The sequence below is a fragment of the Streptomyces sp. cmx-18-6 genome (assembly GCF_046548915.1).
Classification (GTDB): domain Bacteria; phylum Actinomycetota; class Actinomycetes; order Streptomycetales; family Streptomycetaceae; genus Streptomyces.
In genome coordinates, this window is record NZ_JAEBEP010000005.1 from 406747 (window position 1) to 425425 (window position 18679).

The following is an 18679-nucleotide window of genomic DNA, read 5'->3' on the forward strand; positions in this document are numbered from 1 at the left end:
GCCGGATGGCGGCGAGTGCCGAGCGGCGGCGCAGGGCGGACATCGTGCGGTACTGGCGGGCCGTCGAGATGTTCAGCCCGCAGAAGGTGGAGCCGGTCTCGCAGCCGAAGGGCATGCACCCGGTCGAGGCCGACGCCCCGCTGCCCTGGGAGGACGGCCATTCCGCCCGGCGGCGGAGCCCCGGCCGGAACATGGTCCGGCAGCACACCGTGTACTGCGGCGTGTACCCGGTCGCCTCCGTACGCGACGCCCTCCTCGACGTCTTCGGCGGCAGCGAGGAGGACCACGACGGGCGGGTGAACGGCGACAGCGCCCTCCTCGCCTTCGAGGTCACCGACGACGGGCTGCTCGTCCAGGACTCCCTGGTCTTCTCCGCGTGCGGCTGGGCCGTGGGGCGCGCCCGCAAGCCGGGACCGGGTGCCGAGGGCTGGCTCGACGGGTTCGAGGAGGCCGCCGCGGAGTGCGAGCGGGTGGTCCTCGGCGTCGGGGACGGCAGGCTGCCCATCGCGGACGCGGTGGCGGGCGGAGGGCGGTCGCGGCCGTTCGCGGGGATGCTGTGCGAGATCACCGTGGGCGCGGTGGGCGGTGCGCTGAACGCCGCGCTCGGGCCGGTCCTCGGGGACCTGGCGGCCGGGGCCCTGTCCGGCGCGGCCGACGCGGTGTCGGAGCGCCGGGCGGCGGGTACGGGAGGGCGCTCGGCCGGACCCGGGAACGCGGACGCCGACGATGGCGCGTCGGACACGGAGGCGGGCGGAGGCGCGGCGGGTGGAAGCGCGGCGGACGGCGACGCGGCGGGTGGAAGCAGGCCGGACGCCGACGCGGCGGACGGCGAGGCTCCGCCGCGGCTGGGGGAGAAGCCCCTGACCGTCCGCGACCTGTCGGCCGTCACCCGCTGGGTGGCGGAGCACTTCGGCGTCGCCGACGACCTGCGCCCCGAGACGATCCGCGTGCAGACCCGTACGGTGGCGCGGCGCAGGGCGGGCCGGTCGGGCGGTTCGGACTTCCTGAACAGCTTCATCGCGGCCGATCTCTCCCTGGTCGCCCGCCGGCTCGGCTCCCAGGACCCGGGTGCGGCCCTGCGCGACTACCTGACGGCGTCCACCGCGCTGCGCGGCCGCACCAGGATCGACCTCAAGGAGAACCCGGACACCGTGCTGGACGGCGTACAGCCGGCGTGTCTGCCGCTCGGCCGGTGGCCCGAGAAGACGGAACACCCCCTGGTGCTGAGCCAGCAGTTCGCCGTCGACCGGATCGTGGAGCAGCTCGCGGACGCGGACGGCCTGTACGCGGTCAACGGCCCGCCCGGCACGGGCAAGACCACCCAGCTGCGCGACCTCATCGCCGCCGTCCTGGTCATGCGGGCCGAGGCCCTGTCCCGGCTCGCGCGGCCCGAGGACGGGTTCACCAGCCCGCCGCACCGCTGGAACACCGGCACGTACCAGCGTTCCGTGGCCCCGCTGATACCCGAACTGACGGGTTACGAGATGGTCGTCGCGTCCGCCAACAACGGTGCGGTCGAGAACATCTCCGCCGAGATCCCCGCCCTCGCGTCCGTGGCGGAGGAATGGCGCGAGGAGGCCGCCTTCTTCCCGGAGCAGGGGAGCCTGATCCTGGACGGCGTACCCGCGTGGGGGACGATCGCGGCGAAGCTCGGCAACAAGGGCAACCGCTCGGACTTCCGCAGCCGGTACTGGTTCGGCCCGCCGCGCGAGGAGCGGGCCGAACGCGGCGAGGGCATGCGCGAACTGCTCCGGACGGCCGCGCAGCGCCCCGGCGGCCAGGCGGCCTGGCGGCGGTCCGTGGCCCGGTTCCGCGAGGCCCGGCAGACGGTGCTCACCCTGCGGCAGGAGCGGCAGGACGCGTTCGAGGCGCTGCGGGACCTCGGCGGTTCGCAGGCTGCGGTCACCGCCGCCCGGCGGACGGCCGACGCCGCCCGGGAGGACCTGGCGGCGCTCGCGGAACCCGCGCGCGAGGCGCGTGCGGCCCGGGACCGGGCCCAGCACGCCCTGGCCGGCCCCGCGGCCCGCCGGGCGGAGCACCGGCTCCACCGCCCCGGCCTGATCGCCGTCCTGTTCACCTTCGGCGCGGCCCAGCGCGACTGGCAGGCGGAGGACCGGCTGCTGGCCGAGGAGGAGCGGAGCGCCCGCGCCGCGTACGAGGAGTCGGCGCGCGAAGCCGCCGCCCTCGACCGGGCCGAGGGCGAGCGCCGCCGCCTCCTGGGCGAGGCCCGGCGCGCGCTGACCACGGCGGAGAGCGCCCACGCCCTCCTCCAGGACCGGCTGCGCGAGGCCCGCGAACGCTGGGGCCCGCACCTCCCCGGGAACGAGGACCTCGACGGGCGTACGCCGGAGGAGGCGCGCGAGCTCTCCTCGCCCTGGTCCGACCCGGAGCTCACCCGGGCCCGCACCCGGCTCTTCCTGGCCGCGATGGACCTGCACCGGGCGTTCATCGAGGGCGCGGCCGACCGGATGCGCAAGAACCTGGACGCCGCGATGGACGTCCTGTGCGGCGAGGCCCCCCGCACCCTGAAGCCCGAGGTGGTGCGGGCGGCCTGGCAGAACCTCTTCCTCGCCCTGCCCGTGGTCTCCACCACCTTCGCCTCGCTGGACCGGATGTTCACGGGCCTCGGCCCGCGCTCCCTGGGCTGGATGCTGATCGACGAGGCCGGGCAGGCGACCGCGCAGATGCCGGTGGGCGCGCTGTGGCGGGCGCGCCGAGGCGTCATCGTGGGCGACCCGCTCCAGCTGGAGCCGGTGGTGCCCCTCCCGCACACGGGCCAGCAGGCGCTGCGCCGTACGTTCGGCGTCGCCGAGGAGTGGGAGCCGTCCCGCACCTCCGCCCAGCGTGTCGCCGACCGCCTCAACACGTACGGCACCTGGCTCCCCGCGCCGCAGGGCGCGCAGGAGGACCGGGTCTGGGTGGGATCGCCGCTGCGGGTGCACCGGCGGTGCGACGACCCCATGTTCACGATCAGCAACGACATCGCCTACGATGGGCTGATGGTGCACGGCGTCCACCGCGCCGACGACTACGCGGTGGCACGGCGCAGCGTGTGGTGGCCGGTCAGCGGCGGGCGGGCGTCTCAGGGCAAGTGGTCCCCGGACGAGGGGGACCGCGCGAACGTCATCGTGCACCGGCTGGTCGACCAGGGCCTGGACCCGGCGCGCGAACTCTTCGTCATCAGCCCCTTCCGGGACGTGGTGAGCGGACTGCGCCGGCACCTCTGCTCGGTGGTGCCCCGGGACCGGGTGGGCACCGTGCACACCACCCAGGGCAAGGAGTCCGACGTCGTGCTGCTCGTCCTCGGCGCGGGCGGCGACCGGCCGGGCCCCCGTTCCTGGGCGGCCTCCACGCCCAACCTGCTGAACGTGGCGGTGAGCCGGGCGCGGCGGCGGCTGTTCGTCGTGGGCGACCACGACGCCTGGCGCGGTCTCCCGTACTTCGACGTCATGGCCGGTCGGCTGCCGTGCCTGACGGAGTCCCAGCAGACGGCGATGCGCGACCTCGCCCCGGCGACCCTCCCCGAGGGGTGCCGCTGCCGGTAGGGGCCGCAGGGAAGGCGAAGGCCCCGCCCCCGGTGCTGTGCGGTACCGGGGACGGGGCTTCCTTCGCAGGCTTCAGCGCAGTTGCTCGTACGCCGGGAGGGTCAGGAAGTCCGCGTAGTCCTGGTCCAGGGAGACCTGGAGCAGCAGGTCGTGGGCCTGCTGCCACTTGCCGGCGGTGAAGGTCTCCTCGCCGACCTCCGCGCGGATCGCGGCCAGTTCCTCGGCGGCGACCTTGCGGGCCAGGTCCGCGGTGGCGTGCTCGCCGTTCTCGAAGACCACGTCCGCGTTGATCCACTGCCAGATCTGCGAGCGGGAGATCTCCGCGGTGGCCGCGTCCTCCATCAGGTTGAAGATGGCGACCGCGCCCATGCCGCGGAGCCATGCCTCGATGTAGCGGATGCCGACCGCGACGGCGTTGCGCAGACCGTCGTACGTGGGCTTGGCGTCGAGCGTGTCGATGGCGATCAGGTCGCCCGCCGCCACCGAGACGTCCTCGCGCAGCCGGTCCTTCTGGTTGGGCTTCTCGCCGAGGACCGCGTCGAAGGAGGCCAGGGCGATCGGGACCAGGTCGGGGTGGGCGACCCAGGAGCCGTCGAAGCCGTCGTTCGCCTCGCGGTCCTTGTCGGCCTTGACCTTCTCGAAGGCCACCTTGTTGACCTCGGCGTCGCGGCGCGAGGGGATGAAGGCCGCCATGCCGCCGATCGCGTGCGCGCCGCGCTTGTGGCAGGTGCGGACCAGGAGTTCGGTGTACGCCCGCATGAACGGGGCGGTCATCGTCACCGCGTTGCGGTCCGGCAGGACGAACTTGGCTCCGCCGTCACGGAAGTTCTTGACGATGGAGAACAGGTAGTCCCAGCGGCCGGCGTTCAGCCCGGAGGCGTGGTCGCGCAGCTCGTAGAGGATCTCCTCCATCTCGTACGCGGCGGTGATCGTCTCGATCAGGACCGTCGCGCGGACCGTGCCCCGCGGGATGCCGACGTAGTCCTGGGCGAAGACGAAGATGTCGTTCCAGAGGCGGGCCTCCAGGTGCGACTCCGTCTTCGGCAGGTAGAAGTACGGGCCCTTGCCGAGGTCGATCAGGCGCTGGGCGTTGTGGAAGAAGTAGAGGCCGAAGTCGACCAGCGCGCCGGGCACCGGGGCGCCGTCCAGCTGGAGGTGGCGCTCGTCCAGGTGCCAGCCGCGCGGGCGGGTGACGACGGTGGCGAGCTCGTCGGCGGGCTTCAGCGCGTACGACTTGCCCGACTTCGGGTCGGTGAAGTCGATGCGGCGCTCATAGGCGTCGGTCAGGTTGAGCTGGCCGAGGATCACGTTCTCCCAGGTGGGAGCGGAGGCGTCCTCGAAGTCGGCGAGCCAGATGCGGGCGCCCGAGTTCAGGGCGTTGATCGTCATCTTGCGGTCGGTCGGACCCGTGATCTCCACCCGGCGGTCGTTCAGAGCGGCCGGGGCCGGCGCGACCTTCCAGGAGTCGTCCGCGCGGACCGCCGCCGTCTCGGGCAGGAAGTCCAGCGTGGAGGTGCGGGCGATCTCGGCGCGGCGCTCGGCGCGCCGGGCGAGCAGCTCATTGCGGCGCGGCGTGAACTGCCGGTGCAGCTCGGCCACGAACGCGAGGGCCGCGTCGGTCAGGACCTCTTCCTGCCGGGGCAGGGGCTCGGCATCGACGATGGCCAGCGTGGACGGCGCTGGTGCGGACATGAGCTGTCACTCCTTCAGCGGGCGGCGGCGTCTCACGGCCGCCGGGTCGCCTGAGACGGCACGGCGTGCCATGGGCTCCGAGATACGGCCGTGGGCGCCGTCTGAGGTTCAGAGGGCTTCTGACCAGTGGATAGTAGTTTCCTCATGGTGGAAGTTCAATGGTTTGTTGATGTCGAGATTCTCCGGGTCGACAGAAACGGGCCCCCGGCGGCGCAGCGTGCCAGGGCGGCCACGGAGGGTTCGACGGGGGCGGGCCGAGGTCACTCCAGGTGCCGCAGATCCTGCGCGGTGTCGATGTCGTACGCCTGTGCCACATCCGAACACTCCACGAGCGTGATCGCCTCGCGATGCTCCCGCAGATACGTCCGGGCCCCCTGGTCGCCCACCGCCCCCGCCGCGACGTCCGCCCACCGGTCCGCCCCGAACAGCACCGGATGGCCGCGCTCCCCGTCGTACGCCGCGGCCACCAGGCTCGTCCGCGACCGGTACGCCAGGCGCACCCGCGCCACCGCCTCCGCGCCGATGCCCGGCTGGTCCACCAGCAGGACGAGCGCCGCGTCCGCGTCCGTACCCGTCAGGGCGGCCAGGCCCAGCCGCAGCGAGGAGCCCATGCCCTCCTCCCAGTGCGGGTTGACGGTCACCGCGCACCCCGTGAGGTCGGCGCGGGAGCGCACCTCGTCGGCCGCCGCGCCCAGCACCACGTGGAGCGGGCCGCAGCCGCCGTTGCGCAGCGCCCGCAGGGCGTGCTCGACCAGCGGACTGCCGCGGTGTCCGAGGAGGGCCTTGGGGCGGCCGCCGAGCCGCCGGCCGCCGCCGGCGGCCAGCAGCACCCCCGCCACCTTGGGATTCTTCGCATGAGAAGCCATGGGCTCTGGATACCACCGAGCCGTTCGCACACGCGACACGCATGTCACTCTCAGGGGTAACCCTGATTTCTGTCTGTGGAGTGGCGCGCACTGCCTGTCATGGCGTTAACTTGCGGGCGAGCCCGGGTACTTGGCCACAGCCCGGGGCTCGGGGGTCATACCGGCACAAGGACGTGCGAGGGGGAGTGCTGTGTTGCGAAGCGTAGGGCAGAAGCGGGTCACCGGCAGCGGTGAGGACCCGAGAGTGGCGGAGCTGCGCATAGCCGTCTCCCGGCTCCGCCGCGAACTGGCCGGGCTCCCCGCCGAATTCTCCGACCGACCGATCGCCGAGGAGGAGCTCGCGGCACTCGATGCCATGGCGGTCGGCGGGGTCCCGGAGATTCCCCGGCTGCGCCGCTCCCTGCTGCTGATCGCGGGCTCCATCGGCTCGGTCAGCGCCCTCGCGGCAGCCCTGCGCGACGTACGCAACGCGGTGGACCTCTTCGGGGAGCCGCCGCGCGGGTGAGCCCGGGCCTCCGAGCAGGGGGTGGGCTCAACGGCGCGGTGGGCCCGGTGGCGCCAGGCGTGGGCTCAGCGGCGGATCAGTCTGCGGGCCGTCGCCGCCGCGACCGCCGCCGTGCGGGAGTCCACGCCCAGCTTCGCGTAGATGTGCACCAGGTGGGACTTGACCGTGGCCTGGCTCAGGAACAGCTCCTTGCTGATCCGGAGGTTCGACAGCCCCTCCCCGACCAGTCGCAGCACCTCCAGCTCCCGCCGCGTCAGCGCCTCGGCGGGCGTGCGCATCCGGTCCATCAGCCGGTGCGCCACCGAAGGGGCCAGCGCCGAGCGGCCCGCCGCCGCCGTGCGCACCGCCCCCGTCAGTTCCTGCGGCGGAGCGTCCTTCAGCAGATAGCCGCTCGCGCCCGCCTCGACCGCCGCCAGGATGTCCGCGTCGGAGTCGTACGTCGTGAGGATCAGGACGCGGGGGCCGCCCGGCACGGCGGTGATCGCCGCCGTGGCCTCGGAGCCGTGCATGCCCGGCCCCGGGCCGAACTGGAGGTCCATCAGCACGACGTCGAAGCCGCCCGCCGCCGCCAGCGCCACGGCCTCCTCGGCGGTGGCCGCCTCGCCCGCGACCCGGAAGTCCGGCTCGGTGTCCAGGAGCGCGCGCAGCCCTGCCCGTACGACGGGGTGGTCGTCGGCGAGCAGCAGCCGGATGGCCCTCCCCCCGCTCATGCGGCGCGCTCCCCGTCGTGGGCCGGGGCCGCCACCGGCAGCGTGACCGCCAGCGCCGTGCCCTGCCCCGGTGCGGACTCCACGCTCAGCGTGCCGCCCAGCGTGGTCGCCCGGGAGCGCATCGCGGGCAGCCCGAAACCGCCGTCCCCGCGCTCGTCCGCCGGAGCCGCCGAGAGGTCGAAGCCCCGGCCGTCGTCCACGACGTCCAGCGCCACCGAGGTGTCCATGAAGCTCAGGGTGATCTCCGCCCGGCCCGCCCCCGCGTGCCGCACCGTGTTGGCCAGCGCCGACTGGGCGGTCCGCAGGAGAGCCACCTCGTACGGCGTCGGCAGCTCCACCGGCGTACCGCTGACCGCGAACCGTACGGTGAGGTCCGGCCCGGTCGTCCGGGCGCACAGCCGCTCCAGCGCCGCCGCCAGCGAACCGTGCTCCAGATCCGGCGGGCTCAGCGCGCGCACGAACGAGCGGGCCTCGGCCAGATTGGCCTGCGCGGCCTCCCGGGCGGCGCGTACGTGAGCGGCGGCCGGAGCCTCGTCGGGGAGCGTGCGCTCGGCGGCGCGCAGCAGCAGCTGGATGCTGGACAGGCCCTGGGCGAGCGTGTCGTGGATCTCGCGGGCCAGGCGTTCGCGCTCGGCGAGGGTGCCCGCCGTACGTTCCGCCTCGGCCAGCTCCGCCCGGGTGGCGACCAGCTCCTCGATCAGCTCCCGCCGCCGCTCGCTCTCCCGGAACAACGCGTCGTAGCCGAGCACCGTGGCGATGGCGACCGCCGCCCCCAGCAGCGGGCCGATGAAAGCGCCCGGGGCGATCTCCTGCCGGTGCGCCACGAAACCGGTGATCGCGGCCGCCGCGGTGACGACGACGGCGGGCACGCCCCAGCGGATCGGCAGCAGGTGCAGCTGGAGGAAGTAGAGCGGGAAGGCCACCCACAGGGCGTCGGGGGAGAGGGCGAGCAGCGCGAGCCAGAGGGCCCAGAGACCGCCCAGCCAGACCGTCGCGGACCTGGTCCCTGGCCGCACCGAAGGGGTGAGCGCCCCCGCCGCGTACACCGCCACCGTCACCAGTGCCAGCGCCACCACCGCCCCCGCGCGGGGCGCGCCCCCGCCGGCCGCGCGCACCGCCACCAGGGCCAGCAGGCCCGTCAGCAGCGCGTGCAGGCAGAGCCGCAGGGCAGCGGTGACGTGGGTGTGCGAACGCGAATCCATGGTTCGTCCAGCGTAGCGGCGGCTCCCGCGCCGCCGGTCAATCGAAAGGTTGATCCGTCGACCGCCCCCCGCGCGATGTCTCCGCACCCCGGACCACCGACGATGGACCCATGTTCGTCGCATGGAGAGACCTCCGGTTCGCCAAGGGCCGGTTCGCGCTCATGGGGTCGGTCGTGGTCCTGATCACGCTGCTCGTGGGCCTGTTGTCCGGCCTGACGGCCGGCCTGGCCCGGGAGAACGTCTCGGCCGTCACCGGCCTGGACGCCGACCACCTCGCCTTCGCCGCCCCGCCGGGCGGCCAGGCGGTGTCGTTCACCAACTCGACCGTCCGCGAGGACGACTGGCGGGCCTGGGCCGACCGCCCCGGCGTCGAGGCCGCGCAGCCGCTGGGCATCAGGACCCTGAACGCCACCGCCGCCGGTGAACGCACGGTCCCGGTGTCGGCCTTCGGCGTCGAACCGGACGGGACCCTCGCGCCGGAAGGGCCGGAAGGGCCGGAAGGGCCGGAAGGGCCGGGAGGGCCGGACAGTCCGGACGGGTCGGAAGGGCCGCGGGGGTCAGAAGGGGCAGGAGGGCCGCGAGGGTCAGAAGGGGCGGGAGGGCCGGAAGGGCTGGACGGCATCGGCCCGGGGCGCGTCGTGCTCTCCGAGAAGGCGGCCGAGGAGCTCGGGGTCGCCCCCGGCGACAAGATCGCGCTCGGCCGGTCGGAGCGCGAGGTCGCCGCCGTCGCGGGAGACGCCTCGTACAGCCACACGCCCGTCGTCTGGACCACCCTCGACGACTGGCAGCACATCGGCCACGACGGCGCGGGCCCCGGCGAACAGGCCACCGTGATCGCCCTGACCACCACCGGCTCCGTCGACCTGGCGGCCGGGGACGAGGCGGCCGGCACCCGCACGCTCTCCCTCGACGACTCCCTCACCGCGATCGGCTCCTACCAGGCCGAGAACGGCTCGCTGCAACTGATGCGCGGCTTCCTCTTCGCCATCTCCGCCCTGGTCATCGGCGCTTTCTTCACCGTCTGGACCATCCAGCGCAGCGGCGACATCGCCGTACTGAAGGCGCTCGGCGCGTCGACCCCGTACCTCCTGCGCGACGCTCTCGGACAGGCCGTGGTGATGCTCGTCCTCGGTACGGGGCTGGGGACCGCGCTCGCCGCCGGGGCCGGGTTCCTGATCAGCGGGGGGCCGGTGCCGTTCGTGCTGGACGCGGCGACCGTCCTGGTTCCGGCGGCCGTCATGATCGCCCTCGGCGCGCTCGGGGCCGCCCTGTCCATCCGGCGGATCACCGCCGTCGACCCCCTCACCGCACTCGGGAGTGCCCGATGACGCTCACCCTCGCCGATGTGACCCTCACCTACCCGGACGGCGACGGGCGGCTCACCGCCCTGGACCGGGTCTCGCTGGACGTCCCGGCGGGCACGCTCACCGCCGTCGTCGGGCCCTCCGGATCCGGCAAGTCCAGCCTGCTCGCCGCCGCCGCGACCCTGGTCACCCCGGACTCCGGCGAGGTCGTCGTCGCCGGTACGAGGACGGGCCCGCTCACTCCGGCGGCGCGGGCGGCCCTGCGCAGGGAGCACATAGGCATCGTGTTCCAGCAGCCGAACCTGCTGCCCTCGCTCACGGCCGCCGAGCAGCTCCAGGTGATGGCCCACCTGACGGGCGGGCGCGCCGGGGGAGCCCGCCGCCGGGCGCTGGGGCTGCTGGACGCGGTGGGCCTGGCCGACAGGGCGGACCGGCGGCCGCACCAGCTGTCGGGCGGTCAGCGCCAGCGGATCAACATCGCCCGGGCCCTGATGAACGAGCCCGAGGTGCTGCTCGTCGACGAGCCGACCAGCGCCCTCGACCACGAGCGCGGCGCGGCCGTGCTGGACCTGCTGGTCACCCTGACCCGGGAGCGCGCCACCGCCACGGTGCTGGTCACGCACGACCGGGCGCACCTGGGCCGGATGGACCGCACGGTGACGATGGACGACGGGCGGCTGACCGTACCGGTGGAGATCTGAGCTGCCGAAGACGCTCGGGTCAGCTCCCCGTCCCGTTGCTCGCCAGCGCGTCCGAGAGCTCCTTGGCGATCTGCTGGAGGATCGGCACGATCCGCTCGGTCGCCGTCTCCGTCACCCGGCCCGCCGGGCCCGAGATGGAGATCGCGGCGGAGGTGGGGGAGTTCGGCACGGAGACCGCCAGGCAGCGGACCCCGATCTCCTGCTCGTTGTCGTCCACCGCGTATCCCGTCCGGCGCACCTGCTCCAGGGCGTCGAGGAAGCCCTCCGGGGTGGTGATCGTCTTCTCGGTCGCGGCGGGCATGCCGGTACGGGCGAGCAGCGCGCGGACCTCGTCGGCCGGGGTGTCGGCGAGGAGCGCCTTGCCCACGCCGGTGGAGTGCGGGAGGACCCGCCGGCCGACCTCGGTGAACATCCGCATGGAGTGCTTGGACGGCACCTGGGCGACGTACACGATCTCGTCGCCGTCCAGCAGCGCCATGTTCGCCGTCTCCCCGGTCTCCTCCACCAGCCGCTGGAGGTAGGGGCGGGCCCAGGTGCCCAGCAGCCGGGAGGCGGACTCGCCGAGGCGGATCAGGCGGGGGCCCAGCGCGTAACGCCGGTTGGGCTGCTGGCGTACGTAACCGCAGACGACCAGCGTGCGCATCAGCCGGTGGATGGTCGGCAGGGGCAGGCCGCTGCTCGCGGACAGCTCGCTGAGCCCGACCTCGCCCCCGGCGTCGGCCATCCGCTCCAGCAGGTCGAAGGCGCGCTCGAGTGACTGCACCCCACCGCTGGCACCGGTGGGCTTGGAGTCGGCTGTGCTGGCGTGGGACGGCGGCACGTCAACGGTCCTTTCGAAGCGGAAGGCAAGGCAGCAGCCTACCGGGCGCCGCCCGATCGGCCCACAGTTCCCAGGAGGCGTCCGTGCCGGTCAGGGGCGGTTTTGTCCGGGTGCCGACCGGCGGTACGGGGTGTGGCGCGGTCTCGCGTGGTTCCTGTCCTGGCCCATGCTACGTTCCGCACTCCGAAATTGGACTTTTACTTTGTGGAAACCTCCAGTCGGACGGTGGAGCCGGCCCGCCGACTCCCCGTGGCGGAGGGCGGGGTCTTGACGAGGGCGTTTCCCGAGTGAAGACTCCGTTCAAAAGTTTCAACAGTTCGTTGAATTCCTGGAGTATCGAATTCCCGGAGTGAACTGGATCGAAGGAGGCACGGGTGTCCGGTCCGGACGTGAACCTGGTACTGCGCTCGACGCGCGTCGTCACCCCCGAGGGCACCCGCCCCGCGGCGGTCGCCGTCGCGGGCGGGGTCATCGACGCGGTCCTGCCGTACGACACCGAGGCGCCCGCGGGCGCCCGCCTGGAGGACTTCGGCGACGACGTCCTGCTCCCGGGCCTGGTCGACACCCACGTCCATGTGAACGACCCCGGCCGCACCGAGTGGGAGGGCTTCTACACCGCCACCCGCGCGGCGGCGGCCGGCGGCATCACCACGTTGCTGGACATGCCGCTCAACTCGCTCCCGCCCACCACCACCGTCGAGCACCTGCGGATCAAGCAGCAGGTCGCGGCCCCCAAGGCGCACGTCGACACGGGCTTCTGGGGCGGTGCGATCCCCTCCAACGTCAAGGACCTGCGCCCGCTGTACGAGGCCGGGGTCTTCGGCTTCAAGTGCTTCCTCTCGCCCTCCGGGGTGGAGGAGTTCCCCGAGCTGGACCAGGAGCAACTGGCCCGCTCCATGGCGGAGATCGCCGGATTCGGCGGCCTGCTCATCGTGCACGCCGAGGACCCGCACCACCTGGCCGAGGCCCCGCAGCGACCCGGCCCCGCTTACGCCGACTTCCTCGCCTCCCGGCCGCGCGACGCCGAGAACACCGCGATCGAGGGGCTCATCGCCCACGCCAAGCGGTTGAACGCCCGGGTCCACGTGCTGCACCTCTCCTCCAGCGACGCCCTGCCGCTGATCGCCGCCGCGAAGCGCGAGGGCGTGCGCGTCACCGTCGAGTCCTGCCCGCACTTCCTCACCCTCACCGCCGAGGAAGTCCCGGACGGGGCCACGGAGTTCAAGTGCTGCCCGCCGATCCGCGAGGCCGCCAACCAGGACGCCCTGTGGGCCGGGCTCGCGGACGGCACGATCGACTGCATCGTCTCCGACCACTCGCCCTGCACCACCGACCTGAAGACCCCGGACTTCGCCTCCGCCTGGGGCGGGATCTCCTCCCTCCAGCTCGGCCTGCCCGCCATCTGGACCGAGGCCCGCAGGCGCGGCCACTCCCTCGACGACGTCGCCCGCTGGATGTCCGCCGCCCCGGCCGAGCTCGCCGGGCTGAGCCGCAAGGGCGCCATCGAGGCCGGACACGACGCCGACTTCGCGGTCCTGGCCCCCGAGGCGACCTTCACCGTCGACCCGGCCGAGCTCTTCCACCGCAACCAGGTCACCGCCTACGCCGGAAGGACCCTGCACGGCGTGGTGCGCTCCAGTTGGCTGCGCGGGGTCCGCATCGCCTCCGAAGGCGTCCTGGCCGAGCCCGCCGGCCGCCTCCTCGAACGCGACCACTGACCGTGTCCGCCGGTCGTGTTCTCGTACGGGATCACCGACCGTGCTCGCCGGCCGTGCTCTCGTACGGAATCACCGACCGCGCCACCGGCCGTCCACCGTCCCCTCGTACGCGACCCCTGACCGTCCCCGAAAGGACCGCCGACCATGACGGACGCCGCGATACCCCGTTTCACCGGCGACGCCAGCCCCTACGCGGGCGGCGACCCCTACGCCGACCACCGCACCGCCGACTTCCCCTTCACTCACCTCGTGGACCTGGCCGACCGCCGGCTCGGGGCCGGGGTCATCGCCGCCAACGACGAGTTCTTCGCCGAGCGCGAGAACCTGCTCAAGCCCGGACCCGCCGTCTTCGACCCGGAGCACTTCGGCCACAAGGGCAAGATCATGGACGGCTGGGAGACCCGCCGCCGACGCGGTGTCAGCGCCGCCGAGCCGCACCCCACCCCCGACGACCACGACTGGGCCCTCGTCCGCCTCGGCGCGCCCGGCGTCATCCGGGGCATCGTCCTGGACACCGCCCACTTCCGGGGCAACTACCCGCAGGCCGTCTCCGTCGACGCGGTCTCGCTGCCCGGCTCCCCGTCGCCCGATGAGCTGCTCGCCCCCGACGTGAAGTGGACGACGCTCGTCCCGCGCACGGCGGTCGGCGGCCACGCGGCCAACGGCTTCGCCGTCGACGCCGAGCAGCGCTTCACCCACCTGCGGATCAACCAGCACCCGGACGGCGGGATCGCCCGGCTGCGCGTGTATGGGGAGGTCGCGCCGGACCCCGTCTGGCTCACCGCGCTCGGTACGTTCGACCTCGCGGCCCTGGAGAACGGCGGCCAGGTCGAGGACGCCTCCGACCGCTTCTACTCCCCGGCCACGAACACCATCCAGCCCGGCCGCTCCCGCAAGATGGACGACGGCTGGGAGACCCGCCGCCGGCGCGACCGGGGCAACGACTGGATCCGCTACCGGCTGGCCGCGCAGTCCGAGATCCGGGCCGTCGAGATCGACACCGCCTACCTCAAGGGCAACTCGGCGGGCTGGGCGAGCCTTTCGGTACGCGACGGCGAGGACGGCGACTGGTCGGAGGTCCTGCCCCGGACCCGGCTCCAGCCCGACACCAACCACCGCTTCGTCCTGGCCGGACCGGTGCGCGCCACCCACGTACGGGTGGACATCTTCCCGGACGGCGGCATCTCACGGCTCCGGCTGTACGGGTCCCTCACGGACGAGGGCGCGACGGGCCTGGCGGCCCGCCACCGGGAGCTGGGCGGCTGACACCGGGGCCGGTGCGCCACCGCGGTCGCGGGGGGATCGCGGCGGCGCACCGCCTTCTCACCGCCCCCCTCTCACCGCCCCTCAGAACTCCTCGTGCGTGTCCGGGTCGCCGCCGAACCGCCGCTGCCGTCCCGACGCGAGCGTGGTCAGCTCCTGCGCCGTCAGCTCGAACCCGAACAGGTCCAGGTTCTCCCGCTGCCGCCCCGGATCCGCCGACTTCGGGATCGGCACCGCGCCGACCTGGGTGTGCCACCGCAGCACCACCTGCCCGGGCGTCACCCCGTGATCCTCGGCGATGGCGACCGTCGAAGGGTCCTCCAGCACCTCACGCCCCCGGGCCAGCGGGCTCCACGCCTCGGTGACGATGCCCTTCGCCGTGTGCACCGCCCGCAACTCCTCCTGGGGGAGCAGCGGATGCATCTCGATCTGGTTCACCGAGGGCAGTACGCCCGTCTCGCGCTCCAGCCGCTCCAGGTGGGCGGCGGTGAAGTTGGAGACGCCGATGGAGCGGACGAGTCCGTCCTCGCGGAGCCGGATCATCGCCTTCCAGGTGTCGACGTACTTGTCGACGCGGGGGAGCGGCCAGTGGATCAGGTAGAGGTCGACGTACTCGACGCCCAGCCGGGCCCGCGACTCCTCGAACGAGGCGAGCGTCTCCTCGTACCCCTGATGCCGGCCCGGCGCCTTCGTGGTGAGGCGGATCTCCTCGCGCGGGACGCCGCTGCGGGCGATGCCGCGGCCGGTGCCGGTCTCGTTGCCGTAGTTGAGGGCGGTGTCGACGAGCCGGTATCCGAGCTCCAGGGCTCCCGCGACCGCCTCTTCCGCCTCGGCGTCGTCCAGCGGGTAGGTGCCGAGGCCCACCGCCGGCAGGGTGGTCCCGTCGTTGAGCGTGTGAACCGGTGTGTCGGCCATGGTCCGTGCTGTCCTTCCGGTAGCCCCCATCACGTCCTGCCCCGTCCCGGCCAGCGTAGGCGGGTGACCGGGACGGGGCAGCTCGACGGACGCGTGTCCGAGGGGGGCCGGTCAAGGCAGGAGCGAGGCCCGCGGACGGCGTACCGGTCGGGACACAGATCGGGACACCGGTCGGGACACAGATCGGTACACCCGGTCGGGACACCGGTCGGGACACCGGTCGGGATGCTGGTCAGGCCGCGTGGCCGCCGTCCACCACGACCTCCGTGCCGGTGATGAAGCCCGCGTCCGCGCTCGCGAGGTACGCCGCCAGGGACGCCACCTCCTCCGCCGTGCCGAAGCGGCCCAGCGCGGTGGCCGCCCGCTGCCCCTCGGCGAACGGCCCGTCCGCCGGGTTGAGGTCGGTGTCCACGGGGCCGGGCTGGATCAGGTTCACCGTGATGCCGCGCGGCCCGAGCTCCCGGGCCAGCGGCTTGGTCAGCCCGGCGAGGGCGGACTTGCTCATCGCGTACAGCGTGGAGCCGGGCCCGCCCGCGTACCGGCTCAGGGCGGTGCCGACCGAGATGATGCGCCCGTCGTCGGCGAGCCGGTCCGCCGCGGCCCGGCAGGCGAGGAAGACCGCCCGCACGTTCACCGCCAGGACCCGTTCGACCTCGGCGTCCGAGAGCGCCGCGATCGGCCCCAGGACCCCGATGCCCGCGTTGTTGACGAGGACGTCGAGCCGGCCGAGCGCGTCCGCCGCGCCGTGCACCGCCTTGGCGGCCGCCTCGGCGTCCGCCGCGTCGCAGCGCAGGACGACCCCGCGCCGGCCCGTCCCCTCGATCTTCGCCACGACCGCGCGGGCGGCCTCCCCGTCCTGTACGTAGGTGATGGCGACGTCCGCCCCCGCCTCGGCGAGCCGCAGCGCGGTCGCCGCGCCGATGCCACGACTGCCACCGGTGATCAGAGCGGCCCGGGGCGCGGGGGCGGTGATGGTGGTGGTGCTGGACATGGCGGGTTCCTTGTCTTCGAGACTCCGGGGAGCGCCGCCGATCCGGCGACAGGAACCAGCAAGGTCGCCCGGGGAACCGAAGACCGGCGGGAATCGGACGGGGTGACCGCCGCCCCTCACAGCACGGGCAGCGGGGCGCTCCCCGTGGCCGCCGCCCGCAGCCGGGCCAGGATCGCCCGTGCCGCCTTGTCGTACCCGAGGTTGTTGTTCTGGAGGACCGACTCGGCGTTGGCCAGTTCCAGGAAGGCGATCACCTCGAAGGCCAGCTGGTGCACATCGGTGTCCCCGGCCAGCTCACCCGCCGCTCGCGCCTCCTCGATCGTCTCCTCCACGAACGTCACCCAGCCGGTCTGCGCGGCGGCCAGCGCGTCGTGCACCCGGCCGCCCCGGGCGTCGAACTCCGCGGTGGCGGCGTAGAAGAAGCAGCCTCCCCGGAAGACGCGCTCACGGGAGTACGCGATCCACGCCTCGCACATCCGCCGGATGCGGCCGAGCCCCGGCGGGACCGAGCGGGCGGGCCGCAGCACATGGTCGACGTAGACCGCCACCGCGGCGCGCACCGTGGCGAGTTGAAGCTCCTCCTTCGATCCGAAGAGGGCGAACACACCGCTCTTGCTCAGCTTCAGTTCGGTCGCCAGCCGCCCCAGGGACAGACCCTCCAGCCCTTCCACCGAGGCGATCTGCACCGCCCGCCCCAGGATCAGCTGCCGCGTCTGGTTGCCCCGCTCGATCCGCCCGTCCGGCCGTACTGCCACCATGTGACCACTCCGCACCTCAGAGTTATCGAGGCGTCATTCTAGGGAGCGCCGAGGGGGCCGCCGGACCACCCGCCCCCGGACCGCCCCCGGACCGTCCGCGTCGCGGCCGGTCTCCCGCCCCTGACCAGGGCGACAGCGCCCGGGCGCGGGCCGTGCCGGGGGATGATCCGCCCACTGAGACAGGTGTTCCTTTCCGTTGTGCCCGGCGGGTAGCGTGATCGTTCCGCGTGTGAGCCGGTGATGTCTCCACTGCCAGTCCCGCTGTGGAGAACCAGGAGCCCATCAAGGTGTCCGCCGCCCTCGCGCCCGCCCTCGCACCGCCCCGCAGGGCCTGGCTGACCGATCTGCCCGTCCTGGCGGTCGCCGTCGTCTGGGGCGCGAGCTATCTCGCCGCCAAGGGCATCACCACCACCCACACCGTCATCGCCGTCCTCGTCCTGCGCTTCGCGATCGTGCTGCCCGTCCTGGTGGCGACGGGGTGGCGCAAGCTGCGGGCGCTGACCGGCGGACAGTGGCGCGGAGCCGGGCTGCTGGGCCTGGTGCTGGCCGGGATCTTCCTCCTGGAGACCTACGGGGTGGTGCACACGTCGGCCACCAACGCCGGGCTGATCATCAGCCTCACCATGGTCTTCACCCCGCTCGCCGAAGCCGCCGTGACCCGGGTCCGGCCCCCGGCCGCGTTCGTCGCCGCGGCCGGGCTCTCCGTCACGGGGGTGATCCTCCTGACCCAGGGCGGCGGGTTCACCAGCCCCTCGGGCGGTGACCTGCTGATGCTGCTCGCCGCCCTCGCCCGTACGGTCCACGTCCTGGCGATGGCCCGGATCAAGGCCGTGCGGTCGGCCGACTCGCTCTCCCTGACCACGGTCCAGCTCGGCAGCGCGGTCGCCGTCTTCGTGGTCCTCGCCGCCCTCCCGGGGACCGGCGCCTCACCGTGGGCCGTGGCGGCGGGCTTCGGCCCCGCCCAGTGGGCGGGGCTGATCTTCCTCTCGGTGTTCTGCACGCTGTTCGCGTTCTTCGTGCAGATGTGGTCCGTACGCCGCACCTCCCCGTCCCGGGTCAGCCTGCTGCTCGGTACGGAGCCGCTCTGGGCCGCCGCCGTGGGCATCAGCCTGGGCGGCGAGCGGCTCGGCGTCCTCGGGGTGGCCGGCGCCATCCTCGTACTGGCGGGCACCGCGTGGGGGCGGCGCAGCGCGGACCGTGGGCGCGCGGCGGCGTGACCCCAGGGGCTCGTGACCCCAGGGGCTGGGGAGCCGCCGACGAGGACCGGGCCGGGGTGAGGGAGTCGCCAGTGAGGAGGACCGGGCCGGGGCCGAGGACGAGGGCGTGTTTTCCCTCGACCCCTGTTTTCCCTCGACCTCTGTTTCCCCTGGACTCCTGATCCCCCTGGACTCCTGATCCCCTGGACCGCTATTTCCCCTTGAGCGTGTCCGGCGCGACCATGACCGCGATGCCCGTCACGACCAGCACGATGCTGACGAACAGCGCGCGGTCACCGAAGAAGTCGATGTGCCGTGCCAGCGTCCACGGCCGCAACCAGCCCGTCCACTCGTACACCAGCCCTCCGAGGCCCTGGAGGAAGATGATGAGCCCGACCGTCTCAATGAATTTCTTCATACGCCGAGCTTCGTCACCGGCCCGCGCCCGCCGCATCGGCCACCGGGCCCGTCCGCCGCGCCGAAAGTAGCGAGC

Annotated in this window: 16 protein-coding genes; 7 read left to right on the top strand and 9 right to left on the bottom strand. The window is 73.5% G+C overall.

The window, feature by feature from the left end; all coding sequences use genetic code 11:
- Positions 1 to 5: 5 nt before the first annotated feature.
- Positions 6 to 3545: a DEAD/DEAH box helicase gene (locus ACLJPL_RS14915; protein WP_411081301.1), complete on the top strand. Its 3540-nt coding sequence runs from the start codon at positions 6 to 8 to the stop codon at positions 3543 to 3545.
- 72 nt (positions 3546 to 3617) lie between these two features.
- On the opposite strand, the gene aceB is transcribed toward ACLJPL_RS14915, so the two are convergent.
- Both aceB and ACLJPL_RS14925 read right to left on the bottom strand, forming a co-directional pair.
- Complete coding sequence (gene aceB, locus ACLJPL_RS14920; protein WP_411081302.1) at positions 3618 to 5237, bottom strand: malate synthase A; 1620 nt, start codon at positions 5235 to 5237, stop codon at positions 3618 to 3620.
- Positions 5238 to 5497: 260 nt separating this feature from the next.
- Positions 5498 to 6103 carry an NTP transferase domain-containing protein gene (locus tag ACLJPL_RS14925; RefSeq protein ID WP_411081303.1) on the bottom strand — a complete coding sequence of 202 codons (606 nt, stop codon included), beginning with the start codon at positions 6101 to 6103 and terminating at the stop codon, positions 5498 to 5500.
- A 190-nt stretch (positions 6104 to 6293) separates the two neighbouring features.
- Here ACLJPL_RS14925 and ACLJPL_RS14930 point away from each other — a divergent pair, with 190 nt between their 5' ends.
- Positions 6294 to 6608 carry a DUF5955 family protein gene (locus tag ACLJPL_RS14930; protein ID WP_411081304.1) on the top strand — a complete coding sequence of 105 codons (315 nt, stop codon included), beginning with the start codon at positions 6294 to 6296 and terminating at the stop codon, positions 6606 to 6608.
- 65 nt (positions 6609 to 6673) lie between these two features.
- Here the strand turns inward: ACLJPL_RS14930 and ACLJPL_RS14935 are convergent, their stop codons facing one another.
- Positions 6674 to 7318 carry a response regulator gene (locus ACLJPL_RS14935; RefSeq protein ID WP_411081305.1) on the bottom strand — a complete coding sequence of 215 codons (645 nt, stop codon included), beginning with the start codon at positions 7316 to 7318 and terminating at the stop codon, positions 6674 to 6676.
- Entirely contained in the window at positions 7315 to 8520 is a 1206-nt protein-coding gene (locus ACLJPL_RS14940; protein ID WP_411081306.1) for a sensor histidine kinase, read from the bottom strand. The genes ACLJPL_RS14935 and ACLJPL_RS14940 overlap by 4 nt, the downstream gene beginning before the upstream one ends.
- 110 nt (positions 8521 to 8630) lie before the next feature.
- Here ACLJPL_RS14940 and ACLJPL_RS14945 point away from each other — a divergent pair, with 110 nt between their 5' ends.
- Together ACLJPL_RS14945 and ACLJPL_RS14950 are read left to right on the top strand one after the other, a co-directional pair.
- A complete protein-coding gene (locus ACLJPL_RS14945) occupies positions 8631 to 9848 on the top strand; it encodes an ABC transporter permease (protein WP_411081307.1) in 1218 nt (405 codons plus the stop codon).
- A complete protein-coding gene (locus ACLJPL_RS14950) occupies positions 9845 to 10525 on the top strand; it encodes an ABC transporter ATP-binding protein (RefSeq protein ID WP_411081308.1) in 681 nt (226 codons plus the stop codon). The genes ACLJPL_RS14945 and ACLJPL_RS14950 overlap by 4 nt, the downstream gene beginning before the upstream one ends.
- 19 nt (positions 10526 to 10544) lie before the next feature.
- On the opposite strand, the gene ACLJPL_RS14955 is transcribed toward ACLJPL_RS14950, so the two are convergent.
- Positions 10545 to 11345 (bottom strand): IclR family transcriptional regulator, encoded by an 801-nt coding sequence (locus ACLJPL_RS14955; RefSeq protein ID WP_411081309.1) that lies wholly within the window; start codon positions 11343 to 11345, stop codon positions 10545 to 10547.
- Between the two features lie 374 nt (positions 11346 to 11719).
- Here ACLJPL_RS14955 and allB point away from each other — a divergent pair, with 374 nt between their 5' ends.
- Both allB and alc read left to right on the top strand, forming a co-directional pair.
- A complete protein-coding gene (gene allB, locus ACLJPL_RS14960; protein ID WP_411081310.1) occupies positions 11720 to 13063 on the top strand; it encodes an allantoinase AllB in 1344 nt (447 codons plus the stop codon).
- Between the two features lie 144 nt (positions 13064 to 13207).
- Complete coding sequence (alc, locus tag ACLJPL_RS14965; RefSeq protein ID WP_411081311.1) at positions 13208 to 14329, top strand: allantoicase; 1122 nt, start codon at positions 13208 to 13210, stop codon at positions 14327 to 14329.
- A gap of 81 nt (positions 14330 to 14410) precedes the next feature.
- On the opposite strand, the gene ACLJPL_RS14970 is transcribed toward alc, so the two are convergent.
- The 3 genes from ACLJPL_RS14970 to ACLJPL_RS14980 form a co-directional block, all read right to left on the bottom strand.
- On the bottom strand, positions 14411 to 15241 hold the full coding sequence (locus ACLJPL_RS14970; protein ID WP_411081312.1) for an aldo/keto reductase: 831 nt from the start codon (positions 15239 to 15241) through the stop codon (positions 14411 to 14413).
- Positions 15242 to 15473: 232 nt separating this feature from the next.
- The gene (locus ACLJPL_RS14975; protein ID WP_411081313.1) at positions 15474 to 16232 is read right to left on the bottom strand and encodes an SDR family NAD(P)-dependent oxidoreductase; all 759 of its coding nucleotides are present in this window, start codon (positions 16230 to 16232) and stop codon (positions 15474 to 15476) included.
- Positions 16233 to 16348: 116 nt separating this feature from the next.
- Positions 16349 to 16990 carry a TetR/AcrR family transcriptional regulator gene (locus tag ACLJPL_RS14980; RefSeq protein ID WP_411081314.1) on the bottom strand — a complete coding sequence of 214 codons (642 nt, stop codon included), beginning with the start codon at positions 16988 to 16990 and terminating at the stop codon, positions 16349 to 16351.
- Positions 16991 to 17277: 287 nt separating this feature from the next.
- On the opposite strand from ACLJPL_RS14980, the gene ACLJPL_RS14985 reads away from it, so the two are divergent.
- A complete protein-coding gene (locus tag ACLJPL_RS14985; protein WP_411081421.1) occupies positions 17278 to 18207 on the top strand; it encodes a DMT family transporter in 930 nt (309 codons plus the stop codon).
- Positions 18208 to 18397: 190 nt separating this feature from the next.
- Here ACLJPL_RS14985 and ACLJPL_RS14990 read toward each other — a convergent pair whose 3' ends face one another.
- Positions 18398 to 18604, bottom strand: coding sequence for a hypothetical protein (locus ACLJPL_RS14990; protein WP_411081315.1), 207 nt, complete (start codon positions 18602 to 18604; stop codon positions 18398 to 18400).
- Between the last annotated feature and the right edge of the window lie 75 nt (positions 18605 to 18679).